16 protein-coding genes and 1 tRNA gene are annotated in these 18,760 nt (G+C 62.5%); 7 read left to right on the top strand and 10 right to left on the bottom strand.

The genetic code is table 11. From position 1 onward, the window contains the following. Positions 1-15: 15 nt before the first annotated feature. Positions 16-1,179: a right-handed parallel beta-helix repeat-containing protein gene (locus RD110_RS21585; protein ID WP_157900276.1), complete on the bottom strand. Its 1,164-nt coding sequence runs from the start codon at positions 1,177-1,179 to the stop codon at positions 16-18. Between the two features lie 14 nt (positions 1,180-1,193). Further along, on the bottom strand, positions 1,194-2,861 hold the full coding sequence (locus RD110_RS21580; protein ID WP_239467089.1) for an asparagine synthetase B family protein: 1,668 nt from the start codon (positions 2,859-2,861) through the stop codon (positions 1,194-1,196). Between the two features lie 340 nt (positions 2,862-3,201). Between RD110_RS21580 and RD110_RS21575 the strand changes: the two genes are divergently transcribed. Then, complete coding sequence (locus RD110_RS21575; RefSeq protein WP_239467088.1) at positions 3,202-4,449, top strand: glycosyltransferase; 1,248 nt, start codon at positions 3,202-3,204, stop codon at positions 4,447-4,449. A 33-nt stretch (positions 4,450-4,482) separates the two neighbouring features. Here RD110_RS21575 and RD110_RS21570 read toward each other — a convergent pair whose 3' ends face one another. From RD110_RS21570 to RD110_RS21535, 8 genes are read right to left on the bottom strand one after another with little or no spacing between them, the layout of a single operon-like run. Then, positions 4,483-5,931: a lipopolysaccharide biosynthesis protein gene (locus RD110_RS21570; protein ID WP_076201896.1), complete on the bottom strand. Its 1,449-nt coding sequence runs from the start codon at positions 5,929-5,931 to the stop codon at positions 4,483-4,485. A gap of 40 nt (positions 5,932-5,971) precedes the next feature. Next, a complete protein-coding gene (locus RD110_RS21565; RefSeq protein ID WP_076201895.1) occupies positions 5,972-6,934 on the bottom strand; it encodes a glycosyltransferase family 2 protein in 963 nt (320 codons plus the stop codon). 22 nt (positions 6,935-6,956) lie between these two features. Next, on the bottom strand, positions 6,957-8,027 hold the full coding sequence (locus tag RD110_RS21560; RefSeq protein WP_076201893.1) for a GNAT family N-acetyltransferase: 1,071 nt from the start codon (positions 8,025-8,027) through the stop codon (positions 6,957-6,959). A gap of 21 nt (positions 8,028-8,048) precedes the next feature. Then, positions 8,049-9,260 (bottom strand): DegT/DnrJ/EryC1/StrS family aminotransferase, encoded by a 1,212-nt coding sequence (locus RD110_RS21555; RefSeq protein WP_083686425.1) that lies wholly within the window; start codon positions 9,258-9,260, stop codon positions 8,049-8,051. A 42-nt stretch (positions 9,261-9,302) separates the two neighbouring features. Then, positions 9,303-10,052: a hypothetical protein gene (locus tag RD110_RS21550; protein WP_157900275.1), complete on the bottom strand. Its 750-nt coding sequence runs from the start codon at positions 10,050-10,052 to the stop codon at positions 9,303-9,305. Between the two features lie 16 nt (positions 10,053-10,068). Next, complete coding sequence (locus tag RD110_RS21545; RefSeq protein ID WP_076201889.1) at positions 10,069-10,959, bottom strand: hydrolase 1, exosortase A system-associated; 891 nt, start codon at positions 10,957-10,959, stop codon at positions 10,069-10,071. Beyond that, positions 10,956-11,813 (bottom strand): hydrolase 2, exosortase A system-associated, encoded by an 858-nt coding sequence (locus RD110_RS21540; protein ID WP_076201887.1) that lies wholly within the window; start codon positions 11,811-11,813, stop codon positions 10,956-10,958. The genes RD110_RS21545 and RD110_RS21540 overlap by 4 nt, the downstream gene beginning before the upstream one ends. Before the next feature lie 18 nt (positions 11,814-11,831). Then, positions 11,832-12,083 (bottom strand): acyl carrier protein, encoded by a 252-nt coding sequence (locus RD110_RS21535; protein ID WP_076201885.1) that lies wholly within the window; start codon positions 12,081-12,083, stop codon positions 11,832-11,834. Between the two features lie 114 nt (positions 12,084-12,197). Between RD110_RS21535 and RD110_RS21530 the strand changes: the two genes are divergently transcribed. From RD110_RS21530 to greB, 6 genes are all read left to right on the top strand, one after another. Next, entirely contained in the window at positions 12,198-13,799 is a 1,602-nt protein-coding gene (locus RD110_RS21530; RefSeq protein WP_076201883.1) for an acyl-CoA ligase (AMP-forming), exosortase A system-associated, read from the top strand. 22 nt (positions 13,800-13,821) lie between these two features. Next, positions 13,822-15,060, top strand: a complete 1,239-nt coding sequence (locus RD110_RS21525; protein WP_076201882.1) for a pyridoxal-dependent decarboxylase, exosortase A system-associated — start codon at positions 13,822-13,824, stop codon at positions 15,058-15,060. Between the two features lie 7 nt (positions 15,061-15,067). Then, positions 15,068-17,077: a hypothetical protein gene (locus RD110_RS21520; protein ID WP_157900274.1), complete on the top strand. Its 2,010-nt coding sequence runs from the start codon at positions 15,068-15,070 to the stop codon at positions 17,075-17,077. 121 nt (positions 17,078-17,198) lie between these two features. Next, a complete protein-coding gene (locus RD110_RS21515) occupies positions 17,199-17,975 on the top strand; it encodes a ferredoxin--NADP reductase (RefSeq protein WP_076201878.1) in 777 nt (258 codons plus the stop codon). A 47-nt stretch (positions 17,976-18,022) separates the two neighbouring features. Continuing rightward, positions 18,023-18,099, top strand: a tRNA-Arg gene (locus tag RD110_RS21510). Between the two features lie 93 nt (positions 18,100-18,192). Beyond that, the gene (greB, locus tag RD110_RS21505; RefSeq protein WP_076201877.1) at positions 18,193-18,759 is read left to right on the top strand and encodes a transcription elongation factor GreB; all 567 of its coding nucleotides are present in this window, start codon (positions 18,193-18,195) and stop codon (positions 18,757-18,759) included. Position 18,760: the final 1 nt, after the last annotated feature.

Raw genomic sequence — 18,760 nt, 5'->3', positions numbered from 1 at the left:
GGAAGGTGATGCGCTTCAATTCTGGGGCGCGCCCGGGTTGATCGGGTTCTTCCGCAATGCGATGCTGCCTCTGGGCATGGCGTACTCGCGCTGCGGAGATAACTGAACGGTCGAATCCGCAGCCATCTGCACAGCCTTTCCAATGAGCCGTGAACCCTTTTTCAGGTGATAGTCGCCTCGCTGCCTATCGACCAGATCCTCGAAGGCGGCTCGAAAATTGCGCGCAGGTTCTCCAATGGTGTCCTTCGCGTTGCCGACCAGTAGGTTGTTTTCGGTCCTGACCAAGTCAGCGCCCGGACTCACCCGGAGGAAAACACCGCCCTCGGGACGATCGTCGAGCAAAGTGTTGTGTACGAGGTACAGCTCGTTGCGAGGCCACTTGTAGCCCTCGGCACCATAGGAAATCAGGTGGGGATTGCTGGTGCTCGCGCTTTGCTGAATGATGTTGCCAATGACGTAAGCCACCCCGCCGTTGGGGAATTCCAGTTCATAACTCGCCTCGCCACCGGTCTCGTCTGTGAGCCGGTTGTAGCGGATATCGTTCAGGGCGGCCCGGGTCTTCAGCAGGTGGCCCACCTTCGCATGGTGGAAGTGGCTGCCCGTGACCGAGAGGCGGGCAATCTCCCCTGCATAGAGGTTGTGGCTTTGCCCGTCACCAAAGCCGTTGTGTGCGAATTCGCTGTCCTCGATGTCAAGTTGGCTGTCGCGGTTGTTGCTCGTGAGAATTCCGTTCTCATTGCCGATGAAGCTGCAGTCGCGCACCACGAGCCAACCCTTTTCGAACCTGATCCCGGCTCCATTTCGGCTGGGAACCGCAGCACCGCTGAAATCGAAGCCCTCGACCTGCATCTTTTCGCTGCGAACCACCCAGATTGCCTTGCCCTCGGCCGAGGCTTCGTTGGCGATCAACCGAACGCGCCCTCCGGCGGCCCGTACCGTCAGATTGCGCTTGTCCCAAACCGCGACGTCGGCAAGGTAATCGCCAGCGTCGACCTCGACGATGCCGTCGTCGCGGACCAGCCGGGCCGCGGCCGCAATGGTTTTGATGTCGCGCGTGGCACCAACATGGATGATTTGCCCCGCCGTGCCGCCGGCTGTCGTTTGTGCCGCCGTACTTCGGTAAGCGAACACGGTGCAGAGCATCACCAGGCAGGCAGTTGAAGCGAATCGGCCAACCATGGTTGCGCCGTCACTCAGCCTAACCGGTAGTTCGGAGCATGACGACGCAGCCACTGCTCGAGCATCATCAGAATCCAGACCATCTCGCCGAAATAGCCTGGATGTTCGGCCAGGCGAACGGCGAGCAGGGACTGTATGAATTCGGGGCGGACAATGCCACGGCGCGACAGGCTATGCAGCGAGTCGGTTGCGAGAGCGTTCAAGGCGCTGTCGCGCAACGCCCATACGCCAAAGGGCAATCCGAACCCCTGTTTCTTCTTGGTGATGATGTCGTCGGGCAAAAAGCCGCGCAGCGCCTCCTTGAAAAACCAGCGTAGTTTCATGCCCTTGAGCTTGTAGTCGCTGGGCAGACCCATCGAGAAATCCAGCAACTTGCGGTCCAGAAAGGGGAAGCCCACGGCAACCTGTGCGGCGCTGGTAGCACCAAGCACCTTCGGCAGGTCGGTTTCGGCCAGCGTGTAGCGCCAGTCGAAGGCCAACTGCGCGTTGACGTCGCTACAAGGTGGTGTCGCTCTCCACACTTCTTGCTGGTGTTTCAGCGGCGCGCCGATATCGACTTGCGACAGAAAGCCCGGTGTCAAGATGTCTTGCACGCCCAGCCGCATGATCAGGTTGTACATCTGGAGCCGGTCGGGCATCGGCACGGAAGCCTGCTCCACATAGCTTGCCGCCTTGCTCAGAAGAGGCAACTTGCGCGCGGCCGAAGTTCCGAGCAGCGGTTCCATCACTCCGCGACGCAGGGGTCCGGGCAGGTGTTGGTACCAACCGAACACGCGTTGTTTGGCGTAGCGGGTGTTGCCGCCGAACAGCTCGTCGCCCCCATCGCCAGCCAGGAGTTTGCTCACGCCGTCTTCCTTGGCCATCTTGGCGCAGTAATAGGAGGGAAGGACCGAAGAGTTGCCAAACGGCTGATCGAAGTGCGCCGCCACGCTGGGTATGCTGCGCACCAGGTCGGCGGGGGTCACGTAATACTCATGGTGCCGGGTCTTGAACTGCTTGGCGGCGATCCTGGCGAATTCCATTTCGTCATAACCTTCGGCCTCGAAGCCGATGGAGTAACTGGACGCTGGTGCACCGCAGGCTTGGCCGATCATGCCGGCAATGGTCGAACTGTCAGTGCCCCCGCTCAGGAAGCATGCTGGCTTGCTGCCGTCCAGTTGCTTGCCCACGGACTCGACGAGCAGGTTTCTGAATTCGGCCTTCAGTGTTTCGAAAGAGGGGTCTCTCTTCTCGGCGAAAGTGGGTTGCCAATAGGGCGCGACGTCGAGCTTGCCCTTCGTCCAGACCGCGTAGTGCCCCGGCGGCAGGCGGAAGATGCCCTTGAAGATGGTCCGAGGGGAGGGAATAGCGTGGAAATACAGGTAATCGAAGATCGCCTGAGGGTCGATCTCCGTGCTGGCGTCGGCCAGCTCATCAGCCCGCGACGCAAATCGAAGTTCACCATCCACCTCGCGGTAACACAGCGTTCTGATGGCGAATCGATCCACGGCCAGCACCACACTTCCAGTCGCGGTGTGAAAGCCGGTGGCGAAGTCACCGTCCACTTCGGCGATGGCCTGGGCCGGATGGGGTGTATCAATCGCTTTTTGCCACGCAGCCAGTGCGCCTTGGCTGCGTGCCAGTTCGGTCAATTTGCTGTCGTTGAAGCGGGGTGTGCCGCTCGCCAACGGAGGACTTTGCATGGACATATACGGAAATGGGAAAGGCACGCAAAACCGTGCCCGATTGAAACGATGGTCTGAAGTCCGCGCTGCCCGTCAGTACCGAGCCATAGCGGCAGAACAAACACCTGCCCCGCATGATAGTGGCCTTGAGGCCTGCCGGCGCCCGAATCTTCGACGTGCTCATGCGATGGGTGATTTGTTCACGTCCTGCCGTGGAATCGACGCGTCGCGTCGCTGCACGATGCGCAGAGTCGAAGTTTCGGCCGCTGGGTGCCAATAGGGCATTTATCATGCGGGGTCCCGCTCCATACCGCATGTTCATGCGCCGGAGAACAACCGATCAAGTCCTGGTGCTCGCGTGAAAAAAATATTGATGATTGCATATCACTTCCCGCCGCTGGCCGGAAGCAGCGGCATTCAACGCACGCTTCGATTTGTGCAGCATCTTCCCGCGCTGGGTTGGCAGCCCGTGGTGCTGACCGCCGATCCTCGGGCCTATGAACAAACCAGTGAAGACTTGATGCGCGATGTGCCGGCTTCGACGCCGGTGTGCCGCGCTTTCGCCCTCGATACGGCGCGCCATCTCAACATCAAGGGGCGCTATCCCGGCTGGATGGCCAGGCCAGATCGCTGGATCAGCTGGCGCTTCGATGCGGTTCGCCAAGGCATGCGGCTGATTAGAGAACACCGGCCAGATGTGATCTGGTCGACCTATCCGATCGCCACGGCGCACGTCATCGCGCAGACGCTCCATCGGAACACCGGGATTCCCTGGGTGGCGGATTTCCGCGACCCGATGGCCCAGGAGGGCTACCCGTCCGACCCGCAGACCTGGCGGAGCTACCAGCGCATCGAGGAAACCGCGTTGCTGCAAGCCCGACACTCCGTCTTCACCACCCCAGGGGCTGCCGCCATCTATCGCGAACGGTATCCTGATGCTGCGGAACGGGTGGAGGTGCTGGAAAACGGCTATGACGAGGAGAGTTTTTCTGGTTCTGGCTTGTCACTCTTGCCGGAAAAGAACCCGAACGGGCAGCGTCCGCTGATTCTCTTGCACAGCGGCATCGTCTACCCGTCGGAGCGAGATCCGACGCAATTGTTCATGGCCCTGCAGCGGCTTTCGGCCAGCGGACGGCTCAAACCCACTGATGTGCGGATTCGCTTTCGTGCCTCCGTCCACGATAGCTTGCTGAGCTCATTGGCAACGAGGTTTGGTGTGGCCGAATTCATCGAGATGTGTCCTCCGGTGCCGTATCGCGAGGCGTTGGCCGAAATGCTGTCGGTCGATGCCTTGCTGGTCATGCAGGCGAGCAATTGCAATGCCCAGATACCGGCCAAGATCTACGAATACCTGCGCGCCGGCAAACCCATCATCGGGCTGACTGACCCGGCCGGCGACACAGCAGGGGTGTTGCGTGGCGCCGGATTGGATGCGATAGCCCGCCTCGACGTGACCGAGGAAATCGAAGCCTTGCTTCCGGCTTTCCTGGACGGTATTCGTGAACGGCGGGCCGTCTTGCCAGCGCGCGATGCTGTGCTGCGGGCGTCGAGGCGTGGCAGGTCAGAAGCGTTGGCTCAGTTGTTAGGCCGAATCGTTCCGTCCTGATTCGACAGCGCAGGTTGGTCGATGGCGTCTCGCTCAGGCGCCTTGCCCTACCGACGCGAGTTTGGGCCAGACCCGCTGCAATTCACGCAGCAACGGGTGTCTGCAGACGATGACCGCGGCCACGAAGATTGCAATGCTGCCTGGCACCGCAATGGCCAGCGGCAGGATGCGGTCATCAGGCGTAGCGCCCAGCCAAAAGAACACCAGCGCTGGTGCCATGGCCGCAGCGACCGCGGCCATGGCACTGTGAAGTAGCGTGCGGCCCAACTGACGCCTGTCGAAACCGATCTCCTTCTGTGTGACCGTCAGCCAGATGGATGCGCTGACGAGGTTCGCCAGGATGAACGCGTAGCCCACGAAATGCAGGCCCAGGACGGCTCCGACGGCGATGAAGCCGACGTATTGCACGGCAACCATGATGGTCGCCTTCAGGCTGGCCGTCACGCGGCCCGAGGCCAACAAGGCAGTGGGGCACAGGGCCGCGGGGATGCCGGCCGCCATGCCGAGGGCAATGAGGCGAGTGAGCTCCACCGCGCCGTCCCACTGCGAGCCGTACAGCAGCCGAATCGCGGGAGAGGCCAGGAAAAAAACACCCAGGAAAAAGGACCAGCCGATGGCGGTCACGTAGCTGGTGGCGAGAATGAAGGACTGTCGGGCGTTTCCGCTTTCACGTGTTTCCTTGGCAAACAGAGGCAGCGCGACCGAAAGTGTTGCGTCCATCACGAGCCGATGGAACATCGAGGCCAGCCCATTGGCTCGCGAATAAAGGCCGGTGGCGGCCATGCCTTGCAGCTTGCCGAGCAGGACCTCGGGAGCACTGTTGCTGAAGGTGTTGATCACGGTGTTTGCCGTCATGCGGCCGCCGAAGGACAAGACCCGGCGAATTTCCCGAAAACCCGGAATCCAGGGGAACGAAGGCGGGCGGAAAAACGCGGCCATGCCAGCATTGACCAGCGCGGTGACCAGATTGCCGTAGGCCAGGCTGATCGGTCCGAAGCCGTGCCAGGCCAGCAACACCGAGGTGATGGCACCTGACAGCACGGACGCAAATCTCATCATCGCCAGTGATTCAAAACGCATCTCGCGCATCAGCCACGCGTAGGTCAGGGAACCGAAAGGCCCGATCGCGAAATTGGCTGCCAGCACCATCATGATGTCGTGCATCCGCGGTTCGGCATAAAAATTGGCTGCAGGCGTCGCTGCCATCAGCACGACAACGGAAAACAGCAAGCCCAGACCCAGCTGCACAGTCCAGGTGGCCCGGATTCGGTCCTGAGTCAGCTCTTTTTCCTGTAGCAGGTACTGACCTGCGCCGAGATCGCGCAAGTTGCCGATGTATGAAAGCAGCACCATGGTGACCGAAAAGATGCCGATCTCAGCCGGGGTGAGCAGCCGGGCCAGGATCGCCGAGGAAGCAACCGCAATCACCAGGGCCGAGTAGCGGTCCAGAAACGAAAAGGCCAGCGCTTTACGTGTTGTCATTTGTTTTCATTCTTGCAAGCACCGACGCTCGTTGCAGCGATCAAGACTTGCCCAGCACCAGTTTCAGGACGATCAAAGGAAAGAGCAGAACCCCCTGCGGATCGAGGGCCGCATGGGAGGCGAGCAGTTTCATCGGCAGGTGCTTGCGGTGTGCCAGGCGGTGCAGCACATCGCGGGCGAAAGCGGCCCGGAGCAAGCCGATACTGTGTCGCACCAGTTTCTTCTGTTCCGTCGTCAGACTGAACAGCGTCAATGTGGTCTTGCGGTATTTCAGTTCGTTGTGCACGCGCAAAAGGTGTTCATCGCTGCCCCAACCGGCGCCCGCATAAACATTGACACCGCGTCCGTACCGCGCCTCGGACTCGCTCGAAAATGCGAACTTTGCACCGCTTTGCGCGAGTTCCATCCAGAAGAGATAGTCCTCGCCCGCATTGGTGAACTCCACCTTGAAGCGGTTGCTGCGGTAACGCATGGCGTTATAGACCACGGTTGAAGTGCCGATCACATTGCCGCGGATGATTTGGTCCAGCATGTCACCCTGGTACGCGTGCAGCCCCGCAGGGGTGCCGGGTATGGCGGGATGTTGCGTTGGTTGAATCCGCTTCGCGCGCACAAAGGCGCTGGTGGTCTGTCCGAGTTGGTAGTGGTCGGCAAAATAGAAGTCGTATCCGGCCTCCAATGCGCAAACCGCGCGCGCCAGATGGTCGGGGGTCCACTCGTCGTCGGAGTCCAGGAACGCGATGTATTTGGTCTCTTTCGGCGCGTGGTCCAAGCCTGTATTGCGGGCCGCGCCCGGGCCAGCGTTGGCCTGCGCAATGATCTGCACCGGGCACGGCATGTCGCCCGCACCGGCCAGCTCTCCGGCTGCAGGGACTGGAGAGGCATCGTCGACCACGATCACCTGGATCGGCATGCGACAGCCACGCTGCTGCGCAATGCTGACCAGGGCCTTGCGCAGAACCCCGGCGCTCCGTTGGAAATAGGGGATGACAACGGTGATCATGCCCGACCTGCTCCAGCCAACGTCATGCGGCCTCCGCGACCGGGACTTCCGCCTTGGGTCGGCGCGCGAGCGCCATCTGTTTGACCAGCGGCCAGCGGTACGAAGTCAGGTGATAGAGCGTGCGCTTGTTTTCCGTCCATTTTGTGTGCCACTCCATCAGACGACCGTAGTATTCCAGCCGCCTGGTGTCTCCGGCCGCGAACACCTTCTGCGCGATTTCCTCGTTCAGCATGAATGCTGGCGAGTACGCCTTGATCGACTCATCGTAGGTGGTTTTCAGGACCACCAGATTGCCGGCTCGACGCACGCACAGATTGACAGCCACCGTTCGCGCATCGAAAAGGTATTCGTACACCACGGCTTCGTTGCGCTGCGCGGCGGTCTCCAGCAAGTCCCGGTAGAAGCGACCCTGATCGTTGTCGAGGTGAATGGCCGTGCCTTTGGCCGCTTTCCAGCCCAGGCTTTCGAGTTGGCCGTAGCGCTCGAGCGCGGGCGCCATGTCTTCAACCGATGTCCACACGCGCATCATCGGATTGCCCCCCTCCGCTGCGAGCTTGTTGCGCTGCTTGCGCATGTTCTGCCGAAGGTTCTTGCCGCGCGCATTCCAGTAGTCTTCGAAGCTGCCGCTGATGTCGATCCAACCGGTGTCGATGTAATCGCTGCTGTGCGTCGTCGAGGTGTCGTCTTCTCGGGGTGTGATCCAGGGATCGATCTGCGTGATCGACAGAACCAAGCACATGCCTAACGGGCCGCGCTGAAGGCTGGTGACCAGTTGCTGCAGGGAAAGCCCAGCCTCCGCGACCCAGGTGCCCAATGGAAGTTGCGAAGGTTGGAAGGTGCTCCAGCGAAATTTGGCCTGCGGCTGCAGCACGAACATGGCCACAATCCGCCCGTTGCTTCGTCCCATCAGGAGTCTTTCCCCGCCAGAGCCGAAGGTCTTGAGTGCTGCGCTGACAGCGTCTGCCGTCAGGAAGGGGAGGTCGCCTCGGTCAGCGTTCAGCCGGTTCCACGCATCCGCAAGCTGCGCGTCCTTTGGCAACGTCGATGCAGGCAGGTTTTTCCAATCGAGACTGACGGGGCTGGGAATGGGCATAAATGAGGCGTCGGTAGAGCGTTACAGAGGCCGATGCAATGACGGCGGTGGCAATGCGGCCTGATCAGGCTCGATGAGCAGATCAAGCGTGGCGTTCGCGATGCGTACCGTGTCGGCCTCGCTCAGATCCTGATGGCAGAGAAGCTGAAGAACGTGGCGACTCCACAAAGGGCCGGCATCGGCGGGGTGCGATGGGGTGCCGGGCCAGATTCTGTCCCAGCGAAAAACGGGCAAGGACTGCGCTTTGAGGGCGTGGTACACGCGGTCGGCATCGTCCACCCAGAGGGGGAACACATAAGGTGCAACCGACGCGGATGGCATCGAAAAAAGCGGGCGTGCGCCTTTTGCATGGGCCAGGAGCCGCGCATAGACGCCATAGTTCTTCTGGCGTTGCAGGATGACTCGGCCTCGGGGCAAGATCGATTTGAGCGTCATCGCGGCCCAAAGGGGCCTTTGCTGGATGCGACCCATGTCGCAGTCCCGCATCATGTCATCTTCGTCCGGCCCCGAAGGCTTGTTCGACGCAGTCACGGATGGCATTGGAGTTCGGGCGTTTTTAAGGCCAAACAGCAAAGCCAATCCGCGATTGAGCCCGGCCAGCCGTTTGTAGGTCGTTGCGTATTCGAGCACGTCGATCCAGCCCTTCACCTGCGCTTTCAACGCGGGGCTGGTGAGTGCTGGCCTTTCGATCGATCGATGGGCGGACGCCACCAGGCCGGCTTCGGGAACGGGGAAAAACTTCGACAGGCTGGCTGTGGCGTAGTCGCCCCAAGCGCCAACGGGCCTTTCACCCGCGTCGCCGAAATAGCAGTGCGCGCAATCTTCGATCAGTGCGATCCCGTGCTGGTCGCACCATTGGCGCAGCTTGGCAAATGAACGAGGTAGACCGAAGTAATGGGCCGCGATGATGGCGCTGGATCTGGCGATGGTTGTCGCATCGATGCTATCGAGCAATGGCAGGCCGTCGGCGTCGATCGCGAAGTAGGCGGGCTTGAGATTGGCCAGGAGCACCGGCGCGACCATGGTGGGACAATGATAGGTCGGCACAAGCACGGTGCTGCCGGCCGGTCGGTTCAACAACAACAAGGCCTGGTAGATCGCGGCACGTCCACTCGTCGTAAACAGGGTGTTCGACAGGTTTTCGATGCTGTGAATGCCCGGCGCACTCGCACGCGCGAAGCTCGACCAGTCCAAAACCGGCCCACGCGGCAAGGGTGTGGAGGCTGAAGTCATTGTGGTGCGGCTGCGGGGCGCGTGCAATTCGAGTCTTTGTTGTTACTGGGGCAATGGGGCGCTGGCCGCTGGTGCGGCCGCACTCGCCGGCGCTTCTGCTCTGGCGGCGGAGCGAGGTGGTGCGTCTTTCCATTTTCCGGCTGCCTTCAACTGATCGCGCAATCCGGTTTGGGTGAAGCCCAGATCGTCGGCAATGTGGGCCTGCGCCAGAGCCTTGTCGTATTGCTTCAGGTCGAAATACACCAGGCCAATGTTGTAGTGCGTGAAAGGATTGTCCTTGGCCAGTGCGTTGGTGCGCTCCAGCTGTTGCAAAGCTTCGGCTTCCCGGGAATTCTTGCCCAGGTAGGAGGCGTAGAGCAACCGTGCGGTCGTGTCATCGGGCCTGAATTGCAAGGCACGGGTGAAATAGCATTCGACGGAGTACCGCAAGTCGTTGGGTTTGGGTGATTTCGTCTTTTCGCCGTACCGCATGACCGCCAACAAAGCCCTGTGGTGGTTCGGGAATGCGCGCAAGGTGTAGTCCAAATCTCCGCCAAGATAGCCTGCGTTTCCTTTGATCAAGGCCTCGACGACCGGCGTGAAATGCGCGCTCTCCACCAGATGCAGGCTGTTGCCCTTTTCGGTGCGGTAGTCGAATGGCCCATAAGCGTTTGCCAACGGACCGCAAGCCGAATCCTGCGCGAAGGCAAGTTGCGGAGACACAGTCAACAGCAGAACGGAAAGGAACAACGCCCAGCTTTGCGGACTCGAGCGTGGCTTTGTTTTCATGAACATCGAATTTGCAGAAACCATTTTTTCTCCGCGTGATTCACGACGATTGCACCAGGGGCGCCTGACGGGGCGCGTTATCGATGGGGGCTTGCGTCTGCAGCCAGTCGCTGGTCAGTTGTTCCACCATTCGCCTGGCTTGGCCATCCGAGAAGGTGTGGTCCGCCTCCGGCAGATCATGGCGCGACAGTTTGGGGTGGCGCCACGCGGCCTGCCAGGCCGGGTCGCTTTGAGCGTACCCGAGAAATTCCTTGGCGGTATAGTCCTTGCCGCTGAGCAGCAAAAGAATGCCACCGGGGAAGCAACTCCAGGCCCGCGCCATGCGTTGCTGGAAGGACGCGGCCACCTGCGACGGGCTCGAGCGACCCGCCGACATCTGAAGATTGCGCAACAACCCGCTTAGGGCCTTCATCGCCACCTTGCCGCTGAACAATTTGTACCAGAAGTCGCGCTGCAACAGACGTTGGGTGTAATAGTGCTTGACCTGGGTTCGTGCGAGGCTGGCGTCGGATCGCACCCAGGGATTCAGCAGGCAAAGACCGGCGACTCGTTCATCCGAAGTTTCATCACAGTACAGCAGGGCAGCGGAGGCGCCGTCGCACAGGCCCCATAGCACGACGTTCCTGACGTTCGGCATGTGTGTCTGCATGGCATCGATCGCTGCGGCGACGTCTGCGTTCGCACCAAGAAAGTCACGCGCATCCCCGCTGCTGTCGCCCATTCCGCGGTAGTCGAAACGCAGCACGGCGTAGCCTGCTGAGGCCAGCGCGCGGGAGAGGAGTACAAATTGCCGGTGACTGCCTGCCCGATACTGCGGTCCACCGACAATGACGACCACGCCGGTGTCCTCCGCCCGTTCGGGAACGCTGAGAATGCCGAGCAGGGTGTCTTCAGCGCAGTGAAACACCAGTGCTTTCTCTCGGTAGTTCATGTGACCATGTCCAGGGAGGTGGCTTGGTCTCGTACGGCATCTACAGGTGTTGACATGGACGCCACGGTGGCGGCGATCAATGCCGGCGCTTCTTCGATCTCCGTGGTTTGCCAGAAAGCCGGGCCGTTCACGATCTGCGGCTGCAAAGTCACCCCCGCCTCACGCCAACCGGCAATGGTGCTGACCGCTACCGGCGTCAAGCTGGCGTCGGGGCGGGTCGAAAGCTCGAGCCACACCACGCGCCGCACATGTGCCAAGGGAATGAGCGCAGCCTGTTCGAGGCCCTGCGCCATTCCTCGAGAGAGCGCGTAACCCGCGATTTCCACCGCATGGCCTGCGGCCAGCTGTTGCCGCAGTCCTTCCATGATGACTTTGGCTTGGCCACCGACCATGTCGCCGGCCGCCTTGAGCCTCAGGAATTGCTGCAGCAACGGCTTGCCGGAGGGAGTCGGCGCCCAGAACAGCAGGTCGCACGGCCCCAAGGACTTGGCGGCCTCTACCGCAAGAAGGCATCCCGCACGCAAACCCCAAAGCCAAAGCGGCGCCGAGCTCTTTGCCTTCAGCCATTGGCCGGCGAAGACCGTATCGTCGACCCAGCCTTGCCACGTGGCATCACCGAAATCCCCACTGCTGTCGCCGCAACCGTGCAGGTCGAACTGCAGCACCGTGTAGCCAGCGGCGCAAAGCGCCCGTGCCTGCAAGGCCGCCATGCGCCGCGACTTGTTCATTTCCTCGGTGAACGGATGAACATATAGAACCATCCCGCGCGGGATGCTGCCCTGCGCCGAGTAGAGCTGGCAGAACCGCGGGCCTCCCGGCGTGTCGAGGAAAAAAGCGTTCGGCTGCACGGACATCGGTTCAGCGGGCCGGAATCAGGCCGCCAGTTTGCTGCTGACAAAGTCGCTCAGAGAGCCGACCGATTCGAAGGTGCTGCCATCGATGTCGTCATCGTCCACAACCAAGCCAAACTGGTCTTCCAGGCCCGTGATCAAGGTGACCACGGCCATCGAATCGAGCTCCGGAATCGCGCCCAGCAAGTGGGTTTCGCGGGTAAACGAAGCGGAGCGTCCATTCAGGCTCAGAACCTCGTCCAAAAGCCGAATGACTTCTTTCTCTACATCCATGACCCGACTCCCGTTTTTAGGTATACAAAGCGGACATTTTACGGGTCTTGCCCGTGGGTGCTATGCGATACTTTTGGCAGATTAGTCGTTTTGTTAAGTCATCGTCCAACCGTCATGCCTGAATCCACCCTCTTGCCCGAATTGATCGCCGTGGCCGCCGAACGGATGCCGGAGGCATGCGCGCTCACCGACGGTGCCAAATCGATGTCTTACGCAGAACTGGCCTCGGCCGTGAATCGGTTGGCGTCCGGGTTGATCGGGCTCGGAATACAGCGTGGCGAACGCGTGGCGATCTATCTGGACAAACGGGTCGAAACGGTCGTTGCCAGCTTTGGCGCCCCCGCCGCGGGCGCTGTCTTCGTACCTCTGAATCCACTCCTCAAGGCAGAGCAGGTGGGCTTCATTCTGCGCGACTGCAATGTGCGCGTGTTGGTGACTTCGCCGGAGCGACTGGCTTTGCTTGCCGACACTCTGGCCGATTGTCCCGATCTACGTCATGTGGTGGTGACGGGCCACCCCGGTCAAATCGCAAACCTGCCTGCCAAGCTGGGCTTTACGGCCTGGGCCGACCTGCTCGACAGTCCCTCGCGAGCGGTGCAGCGTGTGATCGACGTTGACATGGCGGCCATCCTCTACACGTCCGGCAGCACCGGCAAACCGAAGGGCGTGGTGCTGTCGCACCGCAACATGGTCGCGGGCGCCAAGAGTGTGGCCTCCTACCTGCAGAACAACGCGGAAGACACCTTGCTTGCCGCGCTGCCGTTGTCTTTCGACGCCGGCTTCAGCCAGCTCACCACCGCCTTTCACACCGGTGCGCGCGTGGTACTGCTCAACTACCTGATGCCGCGGGATGTGCTCAAGGCGATGGAGCGGGAGAAGGTCACCGGTCTGACCGCCGTGCCGCCGCTCTACATCCAGCTCGCACAGCTCGAATGGCCGTCGGCCATCGGTGACAAGTTGCGTTATTTCGCCAATACCGGCGGGCGCATGCCCGGTGAGACCCTGGCCTTGCTGCGCCAGCGTGTGCCCAAGGCCAAACCTTTCCTGATGTATGGCCTGACGGAGGCGTTCCGCTCCACCTACCTGCCGCCCGAAGAGGTGGATCGCCGTCCCGATTCGATCGGCAAGGCCATTCCCAATGCGGAAATCCTGGTGCTGCGCGAAGACGGCTCGCCGTGCGCCCCGGATGAGCCCGGCGAACTCGTTCATCGTGGCGCACTCGTCGGGATGGGTTACTGGAACGACGCCGAGAAGACGGCCGAGCGCTATAAACTCCTCGCCACCGGCGCACCGGGTCGTCAACCCGGCCTGCAACTCCCCGAGTACGCCGTGTTCTCCGGCGACACCGTGCGACAGGATGCGGACGGTTTCCTGTATTTCATCGGCCGGCGCGACGAGATGATCAAGTCGTCGGGCTACCGCATCAGCCCAACCGAGGTCGAGGAGGTGCTCTACGCGACCCGGCTCGTCGGCGAATGTGTGGCCTTCGGTGTCGAACATGCCTCATGGGGCCAGGCGATCCAGGTGATCGCCACGGCGCCCGAAGGTGCAGATCTGGACACCGCGGCGCTGCTGGCGGCCTGCAAAGCGCGCATGCCGGCCTACATGGTGCCCGCCGGTGTGGAGGTCGCGTCCGGCCCCTTGCCGCGCAACCCGAACGGCAAGATCGACCGCAAGCTGCTCTCCACCGACTGGCTGGCGCGCCAGGCGCAGTAAGAATTCCGAAACTCTCCACAACATGACAGAACGCACTCCACCCGTCCATGCCTCGCTGCCCCAGTTCCCGATCAGCGGGGGCGAGTTGGTCGTTGGCGGCGAACGCCTGTCGTTGCTTGCGGCGCGCGTCGGGCAGACACCTTTCTACGCCTACGACCGCGGTCACCTGCGCCAACGCGTGGCCGAATTGCGTGCAGCCTTGCCTCGCAGCGTCAAGTTGCACTATGCGATGAAGGCCAACCCGATGCCGGCCGTTGTCGGCCTGATGGCCGGACTGGTGGACGGAATCGACGTGGCCTCGGCGGGCGAACTCAAGGTGGCGCTGGACGCCGGGGCCGACCCGCGCGAGGTCAGCTTCGCCGGCCCCGGTAAACGCGAGATCGAATTACAACAGGCTGTGGCTTCGCGGGTGCTGATCAACGTGGAGTCCATGCGCGAGGTGACGTTGCTCGACGGCATTTCGCAGCGGCTCGGGCTGCCCGCGCGGGTCGCGGTGCGCGTCAATCCCGATTTCGAGCTCAAGGGATCGGGCATGAAGATGGGTGGCGGCCCCAAGCAGTTTGGCGTGGACGTGGAGGCCATGCCCGAACTGCTCGCCGCTGTGGGCCGCGCCGGGCTCTCGTTCGAGGGGTTTCACCTGTTTGCCGGCTCGCAGAATCTGCGTGCCGAGTCGATTTGCGAGGCTCAGCAAAAGTCTTACGCGCTGGCGGTAAGGCTTGCGCAGGACGCGCCGGCGCCCGTGCGTTTCCTCAATCTCGGCGGTGGCTTCGGCATCCCCTATTTTCCGGGCGAGCAGCGGCTCGATCTGCAGCCCATCGGTGACAACCTGGCCGCACTCGCTGCCCAGGCCTCCGCCGAATTGCCCGAAGCCGCCTTTGTCATCGAACTCGGCCGTTACCTCGTCGGCGAGGCTGGGATCTACGTGGCACGCGTCATCGACCGCAAGGTGTCGCGAGGCCAGGTGTTCCTCGTGACGGACGGCGGCTTGCACCACCATCTCTCGGCCTCCGGCAATTTCGGCCAGGTGGTGCGCAAAAACTATCCGGTGACCATCGGCAACAAGGCCGACGCCGCGTTGCGCGAGCCGGCTTCGGTGGTCGGTCCGCTGTGCACGCCGCTCGATCTGCTGGCCGACCGCATGGACCTGCCGGCGGCCGTGGAAGGCGACCTGGTGGTCGTGTTCCAGTCGGGCGCCTACGGCGCGAGCGCCAGCCCGCACGGCTTCCTCGGCCATCCGCCGTGCGTCGAGGTGCTGGTTTAATTTCCGCGTGAAAGCACAAGCGGCAGGCGGCGGCATCAGCTCGGCCAGGGTCGCTTCCGCGCTGGTTTCGCTGCTTTGTTTTGCCGCTGGCGGATGGGTCGCGGCACAGCATCCCCTGTCCCCGATGCTGGCGCTCGCCGGCTTCTACACGCTCACGGTGGCCGCTGCCTGGTGGCCTGGCTTGTGGTTGTTTGCGGTGCCTGCGGGCCTGCCGTTCCTGAACTTTTCACCGTGGACCGGCTGGCTGATCGTCGATGAATGCGACCTGCTGCTGATGGGCTGCCTTGCCGGCGGCTACGCGCGCCTGGCGCTGGCGCCGCGGCACGGTGAGCGGCGCACGATGCACTGGCGCGATCCGGGCAACTGGCTGCCGGTGGCGCTGGGTCTGGCCGGCCTGCTGGCCTTGTGGCGCGGCTGGGTGGCCGCCGACGTGCAGGAGCCGAGCTTTTTTCAGGCCTACACCGAGCCGATGAACAGCCTGCGCCTGGCGAAGGCTCTGCTGTGGGCCGTTCTCGCCATCCCGTTGCTGCGCGATGCGCTGCGACACGCACCCCAGGCTACCGGGCGGCGCATCGCGGGCGGCATGGCTGCTGGCCTGGCCGGCGTCACCCTGGTCGTGGTGTGGGAACGGCTGGCCTTTCCCGGCTTGTTCGATTTCACCAGCCGGTACCGGATTACCGCGATGTTCTGGGAAATGCACGTCGGCGGTGCCGCCATCGATGCCTATCTTGCGCTGGCATCGCCTTTCGTGGTCTGGGCATTGCGTTCGGCACGCGGCCCCTGGGGCTGGACGGCTGCAGCGCTGCTGGCGGTGCTGGCCACCTATGCAAGCCTGACGACGTTTTCGCGGGGGGTGTACCTGGCAGTCGTCGCGCCGCTGTTGCTGCTCGGCGGCATGCTGTGGCTGCAGGCGCGTGGGCTCGACCCCCTGGCCGTGTCGCAGCGCTTCTGGCATTGGCTGCGGCCGTCCAACTGGCGTTCGCGCGCCGGCTGGCTGCTGGCGGCGGCCCTGGTCCTGGAGGTGTTCGGGGTGCTCAATGGCGGCAGCTACATGGCCGACCGCGTGGCCGCGACCGACCGTGATCTGGACAGCCGCATGCTGCATTGGCAGCGCGGCCTGAGCCTGTTGAAAACCCCCTCCGACTGGCTACTGGGCAAGGGTCTGGGCCGCCTGCCGGCCTTGTACGCCAGCGGCTTTTCCGAAGGAGGGCTGTCCGGCAGCCTGAAGTTGCAGACAGAAGCCGGTGCGGATGGCACCACGCACCACTTCGTCACCCTTTCAGGGCCGCAGACAGACGACGATCTGGGCGGGCTATTCGCGCTCACCCAGCGGGTCACCGTGGCCCCGAGCGAGCGTTTCCAGGCATACCTGCACCTGCGTGTGACGGCCCCGGCCAACGTACCCGTGAACATCGTCGCGCAGGTCTGCGAACGCCATCTGCTGTACAACGGCCGCTGCCAATACGCTTATGCGCGGTTGGCGCCGGCGGGCGGGGCCTGGCAGGACGTCAGGCTGTTCCTGCGCGGGCGCCTGCTTGGCGGCGATCCCTGGTATGCGCAGCGGCCGGTGCTGTTCGGGCTGTCGGTGCTCGACCTGGGCGCATCGGTCGATATCGACCGCATCGGCCTGTCGGCGCAGGACCAGCGGCAGCGCCTCCTCAATGCCGACTTCCAGCAGGGACTGGCGCGGTGGTTTCCGGCCGCGCAGACCTATTTCCTGCCCTGGCACATCGACAACCTCTATCTGGAACTGTGGATCGAGCGTGGCCTGCTCGGACTGTTGCTCGTACTGGCACTGGTGGCTTGTGCGCTGTGGCGCGTGCTGCTGGGCCGGGCGCGCCACCACGTGCTGGCGCCCTATCTGGCCGCGTCGCTGAGCGGCGTGATGCTGGTCGGCCTGGTCAGCAGCGTGATGGACGTGCCGCGGGTCGCCTTTCTGCTCTTCTGGCTCGGTTTCCTGGCGCTGCAGTTGCCTGCTCGCAAGGCTGGCGCCCGGGTGGTGTCACCGGGCGGCTGACGCGGTCGTTGCCATGCCGTGGACAGGGATGCCGCCCAGAAGCGGCGGGTGCGCGGAAGCGATGTGAAACAATATGCGGGATTTCACCCTGTCACCTTCCACCCATTCCGTCTAACTGATCATGAGCGCATTCAACGAAGAACGTGTACTGAGCGTGCACCACTGGACCGATCGGCTGTTCACCTTCACCACCACCCGCGATCCTTCGTTGCGCTTCAGCAATGGCCACTTCACCATGATCGGCCTGAAAGGGGAGAACGGCAAGCCGCTGCTGCGCGCCTACAGCATCGCCAGCGCCAACTACGAGGAACACCTGGAGTTCCTGAGCATCAAGGTGCCCGACGGCCCGCTCACCTCCCGGCTGCAGCACATCAAGGTCGGCGATCCGATCATCGTCGGCCGCAAGCCCACCGGCACGCTGGTCACCGACTACCTGCTGCCCGGCAAACACCTCTACCTGCTGTCCACCGGCACCGGCCTGGCCCCTTTCCTGAGCATCGTGCGCGATCCGGAGACCTACGAGCGGTTCGACCAGGTGATCGTGGTGCATGGCGTGCGCCAGGTCGACGAGCTGGCCTACCACGACATGCTGACCGAGCACCTGCCCGCGCACGAGTTCCTCGGCGAAATGGTCACCAGCAAGCTGCGTTATTACCCCACCGTGACGCGTGAGCCCTACCGCAACATGGGCCGCATCACGGAGTTGCTGCACAACGGCAAGCTGTTCCAGGACCTGCAACTGCCCGAGTTCGATCCGGCGCACGACCGCGTGATGCTGTGCGGCAGCCCCGGCATGCTGGTCGACCTGAAGCACATGCTCGAGGAACGTGGCTTCAAGGAGGGCAACACGTCAACTCCCGGTGACTTCGTGGTCGAGCGTGCCTTTGCCGAAAAATAACGGCTGACTGGACAAAACGTCAAAATTCGGTATAGAATGGTGGCTTCGCGGCTGTAGCTCAGTTGGATAGAGTACTTGGCTACGAACCAAGGGGTCGTGGGTTCAATTCCTGCCAGCCGCACCAAACAGTGAAAACCTGCAATCGCAAGATTGCAGGTTTTTTGCTTTCCGGCGCCCATCCGTCTTCTGCCTTCAGATGTCCTGTGAGCAAAGCCCCATGAACAAAGCCTTCACCCGCGAAACCGATTCGGACCACGACGACGAGGAAGGGCTGGCCCTGCCACCGTTGCCGCCCGGCGGCAAGAACTACATCACCCCGGCCGGCTACAAGCGGCTGCGCGACGAGTTGCTCGAGCTCATCGACAACGAGCGGCCGAAGATCGTGGAAATCGTGCATTGGGCCGCGAGCAACGGCGATCGTTCCGAAAACGGCGACTACCACTACGGCAAGAAGCGCCTGCGCGAGATCGACCGGCGCATCCGTTTCCTCACCAAGCGCCTTGAGATCGCCGAGGTGGTCGACCCGAGTCTGCACCATGGCAACGACCAGATCTTCTTCGGCGCCACCGTCACCTACGCCGAGGAATCGGGGGTGGAGCGCACCGTCACGATCTACGGCATCGACGAGGCCGACAACGGCCAGGGGCAGGTAAGCTGGATCTCGCCGATCGCCCGCACGCTCATCAAGGCGCGCACGGGCGATGTGTTGCGATTGGCTTCCCCCGCGGGTGCCGTGGAAATCGAGGTGTTGCGCGTGGAATATCCGGCGCCTGCCGAGAAATAAG

The organism is Rhodoferax koreense (assembly GCF_001955695.1).
In the GTDB taxonomy this organism is placed as follows: Bacteria; Pseudomonadota; Gammaproteobacteria; order Burkholderiales; family Burkholderiaceae_C; genus Rhodoferax_B; species Rhodoferax_B koreensis.
The sequence above is the reverse complement of the archived record's forward strand: the minus strand, read 5'-3'. Positions and strand labels throughout refer to the sequence as shown.

What these genes read in the sequence shown, in the direction of transcription:
- RD110_RS21585 (WP_157900276.1), bottom strand. Translation starts at nt 1,179, where the DNA reads ATGGTTGGCCGATTCGCTTCAACTGCCTGCCTGGTGATGCTCTGCACC.
- RD110_RS21580 (WP_239467089.1), bottom strand. Translation starts at nt 2,861, where the DNA reads ATGCAAAGTCCTCCGTTGGCGAGCGGCACACCCCGCTTCAACGACAGC.
- RD110_RS21570 (WP_076201896.1), bottom strand. Translation starts at nt 5,931, where the DNA reads ATGACAACACGTAAAGCGCTGGCCTTTTCGTTTCTGGACCGCTACTCG.
- RD110_RS21565 (WP_076201895.1), bottom strand. Translation starts at nt 6,934, where the DNA reads ATGATCACCGTTGTCATCCCCTATTTCCAACGGAGCGCCGGGGTTCTG.
- RD110_RS21560 (WP_076201893.1), bottom strand. Translation starts at nt 8,027, where the DNA reads ATGCCCATTCCCAGCCCCGTCAGTCTCGATTGGAAAAACCTGCCTGCA.
- RD110_RS21555 (WP_083686425.1), bottom strand. Translation starts at nt 9,260, where the DNA reads ATGACTTCAGCCTCCACACCCTTGCCGCGTGGGCCGGTTTTGGACTGG.
- RD110_RS21550 (WP_157900275.1), bottom strand. Translation starts at nt 10,052, where the DNA reads ATGGTTTCTGCAAATTCGATGTTCATGAAAACAAAGCCACGCTCGAGT.
- RD110_RS21545 (WP_076201889.1), bottom strand. Translation starts at nt 10,959, where the DNA reads ATGAACTACCGAGAGAAAGCACTGGTGTTTCACTGCGCTGAAGACACC.
- RD110_RS21540 (WP_076201887.1), bottom strand. Translation starts at nt 11,813, where the DNA reads ATGTCCGTGCAGCCGAACGCTTTTTTCCTCGACACGCCGGGAGGCCCG.
- RD110_RS21535 (WP_076201885.1), bottom strand. Translation starts at nt 12,083, where the DNA reads ATGGATGTAGAGAAAGAAGTCATTCGGCTTTTGGACGAGGTTCTGAGC.
- RD110_RS21530 (WP_076201883.1), top strand. Translation starts at nt 12,198, where the DNA reads ATGCCTGAATCCACCCTCTTGCCCGAATTGATCGCCGTGGCCGCCGAA.
- RD110_RS21525 (WP_076201882.1), top strand. Translation starts at nt 13,822, where the DNA reads ATGACAGAACGCACTCCACCCGTCCATGCCTCGCTGCCCCAGTTCCCG.
- RD110_RS21515 (WP_076201878.1), top strand. Translation starts at nt 17,199, where the DNA reads ATGAGCGCATTCAACGAAGAACGTGTACTGAGCGTGCACCACTGGACC.
- greB (WP_076201877.1), top strand. Translation starts at nt 18,193, where the DNA reads ATGAACAAAGCCTTCACCCGCGAAACCGATTCGGACCACGACGACGAG.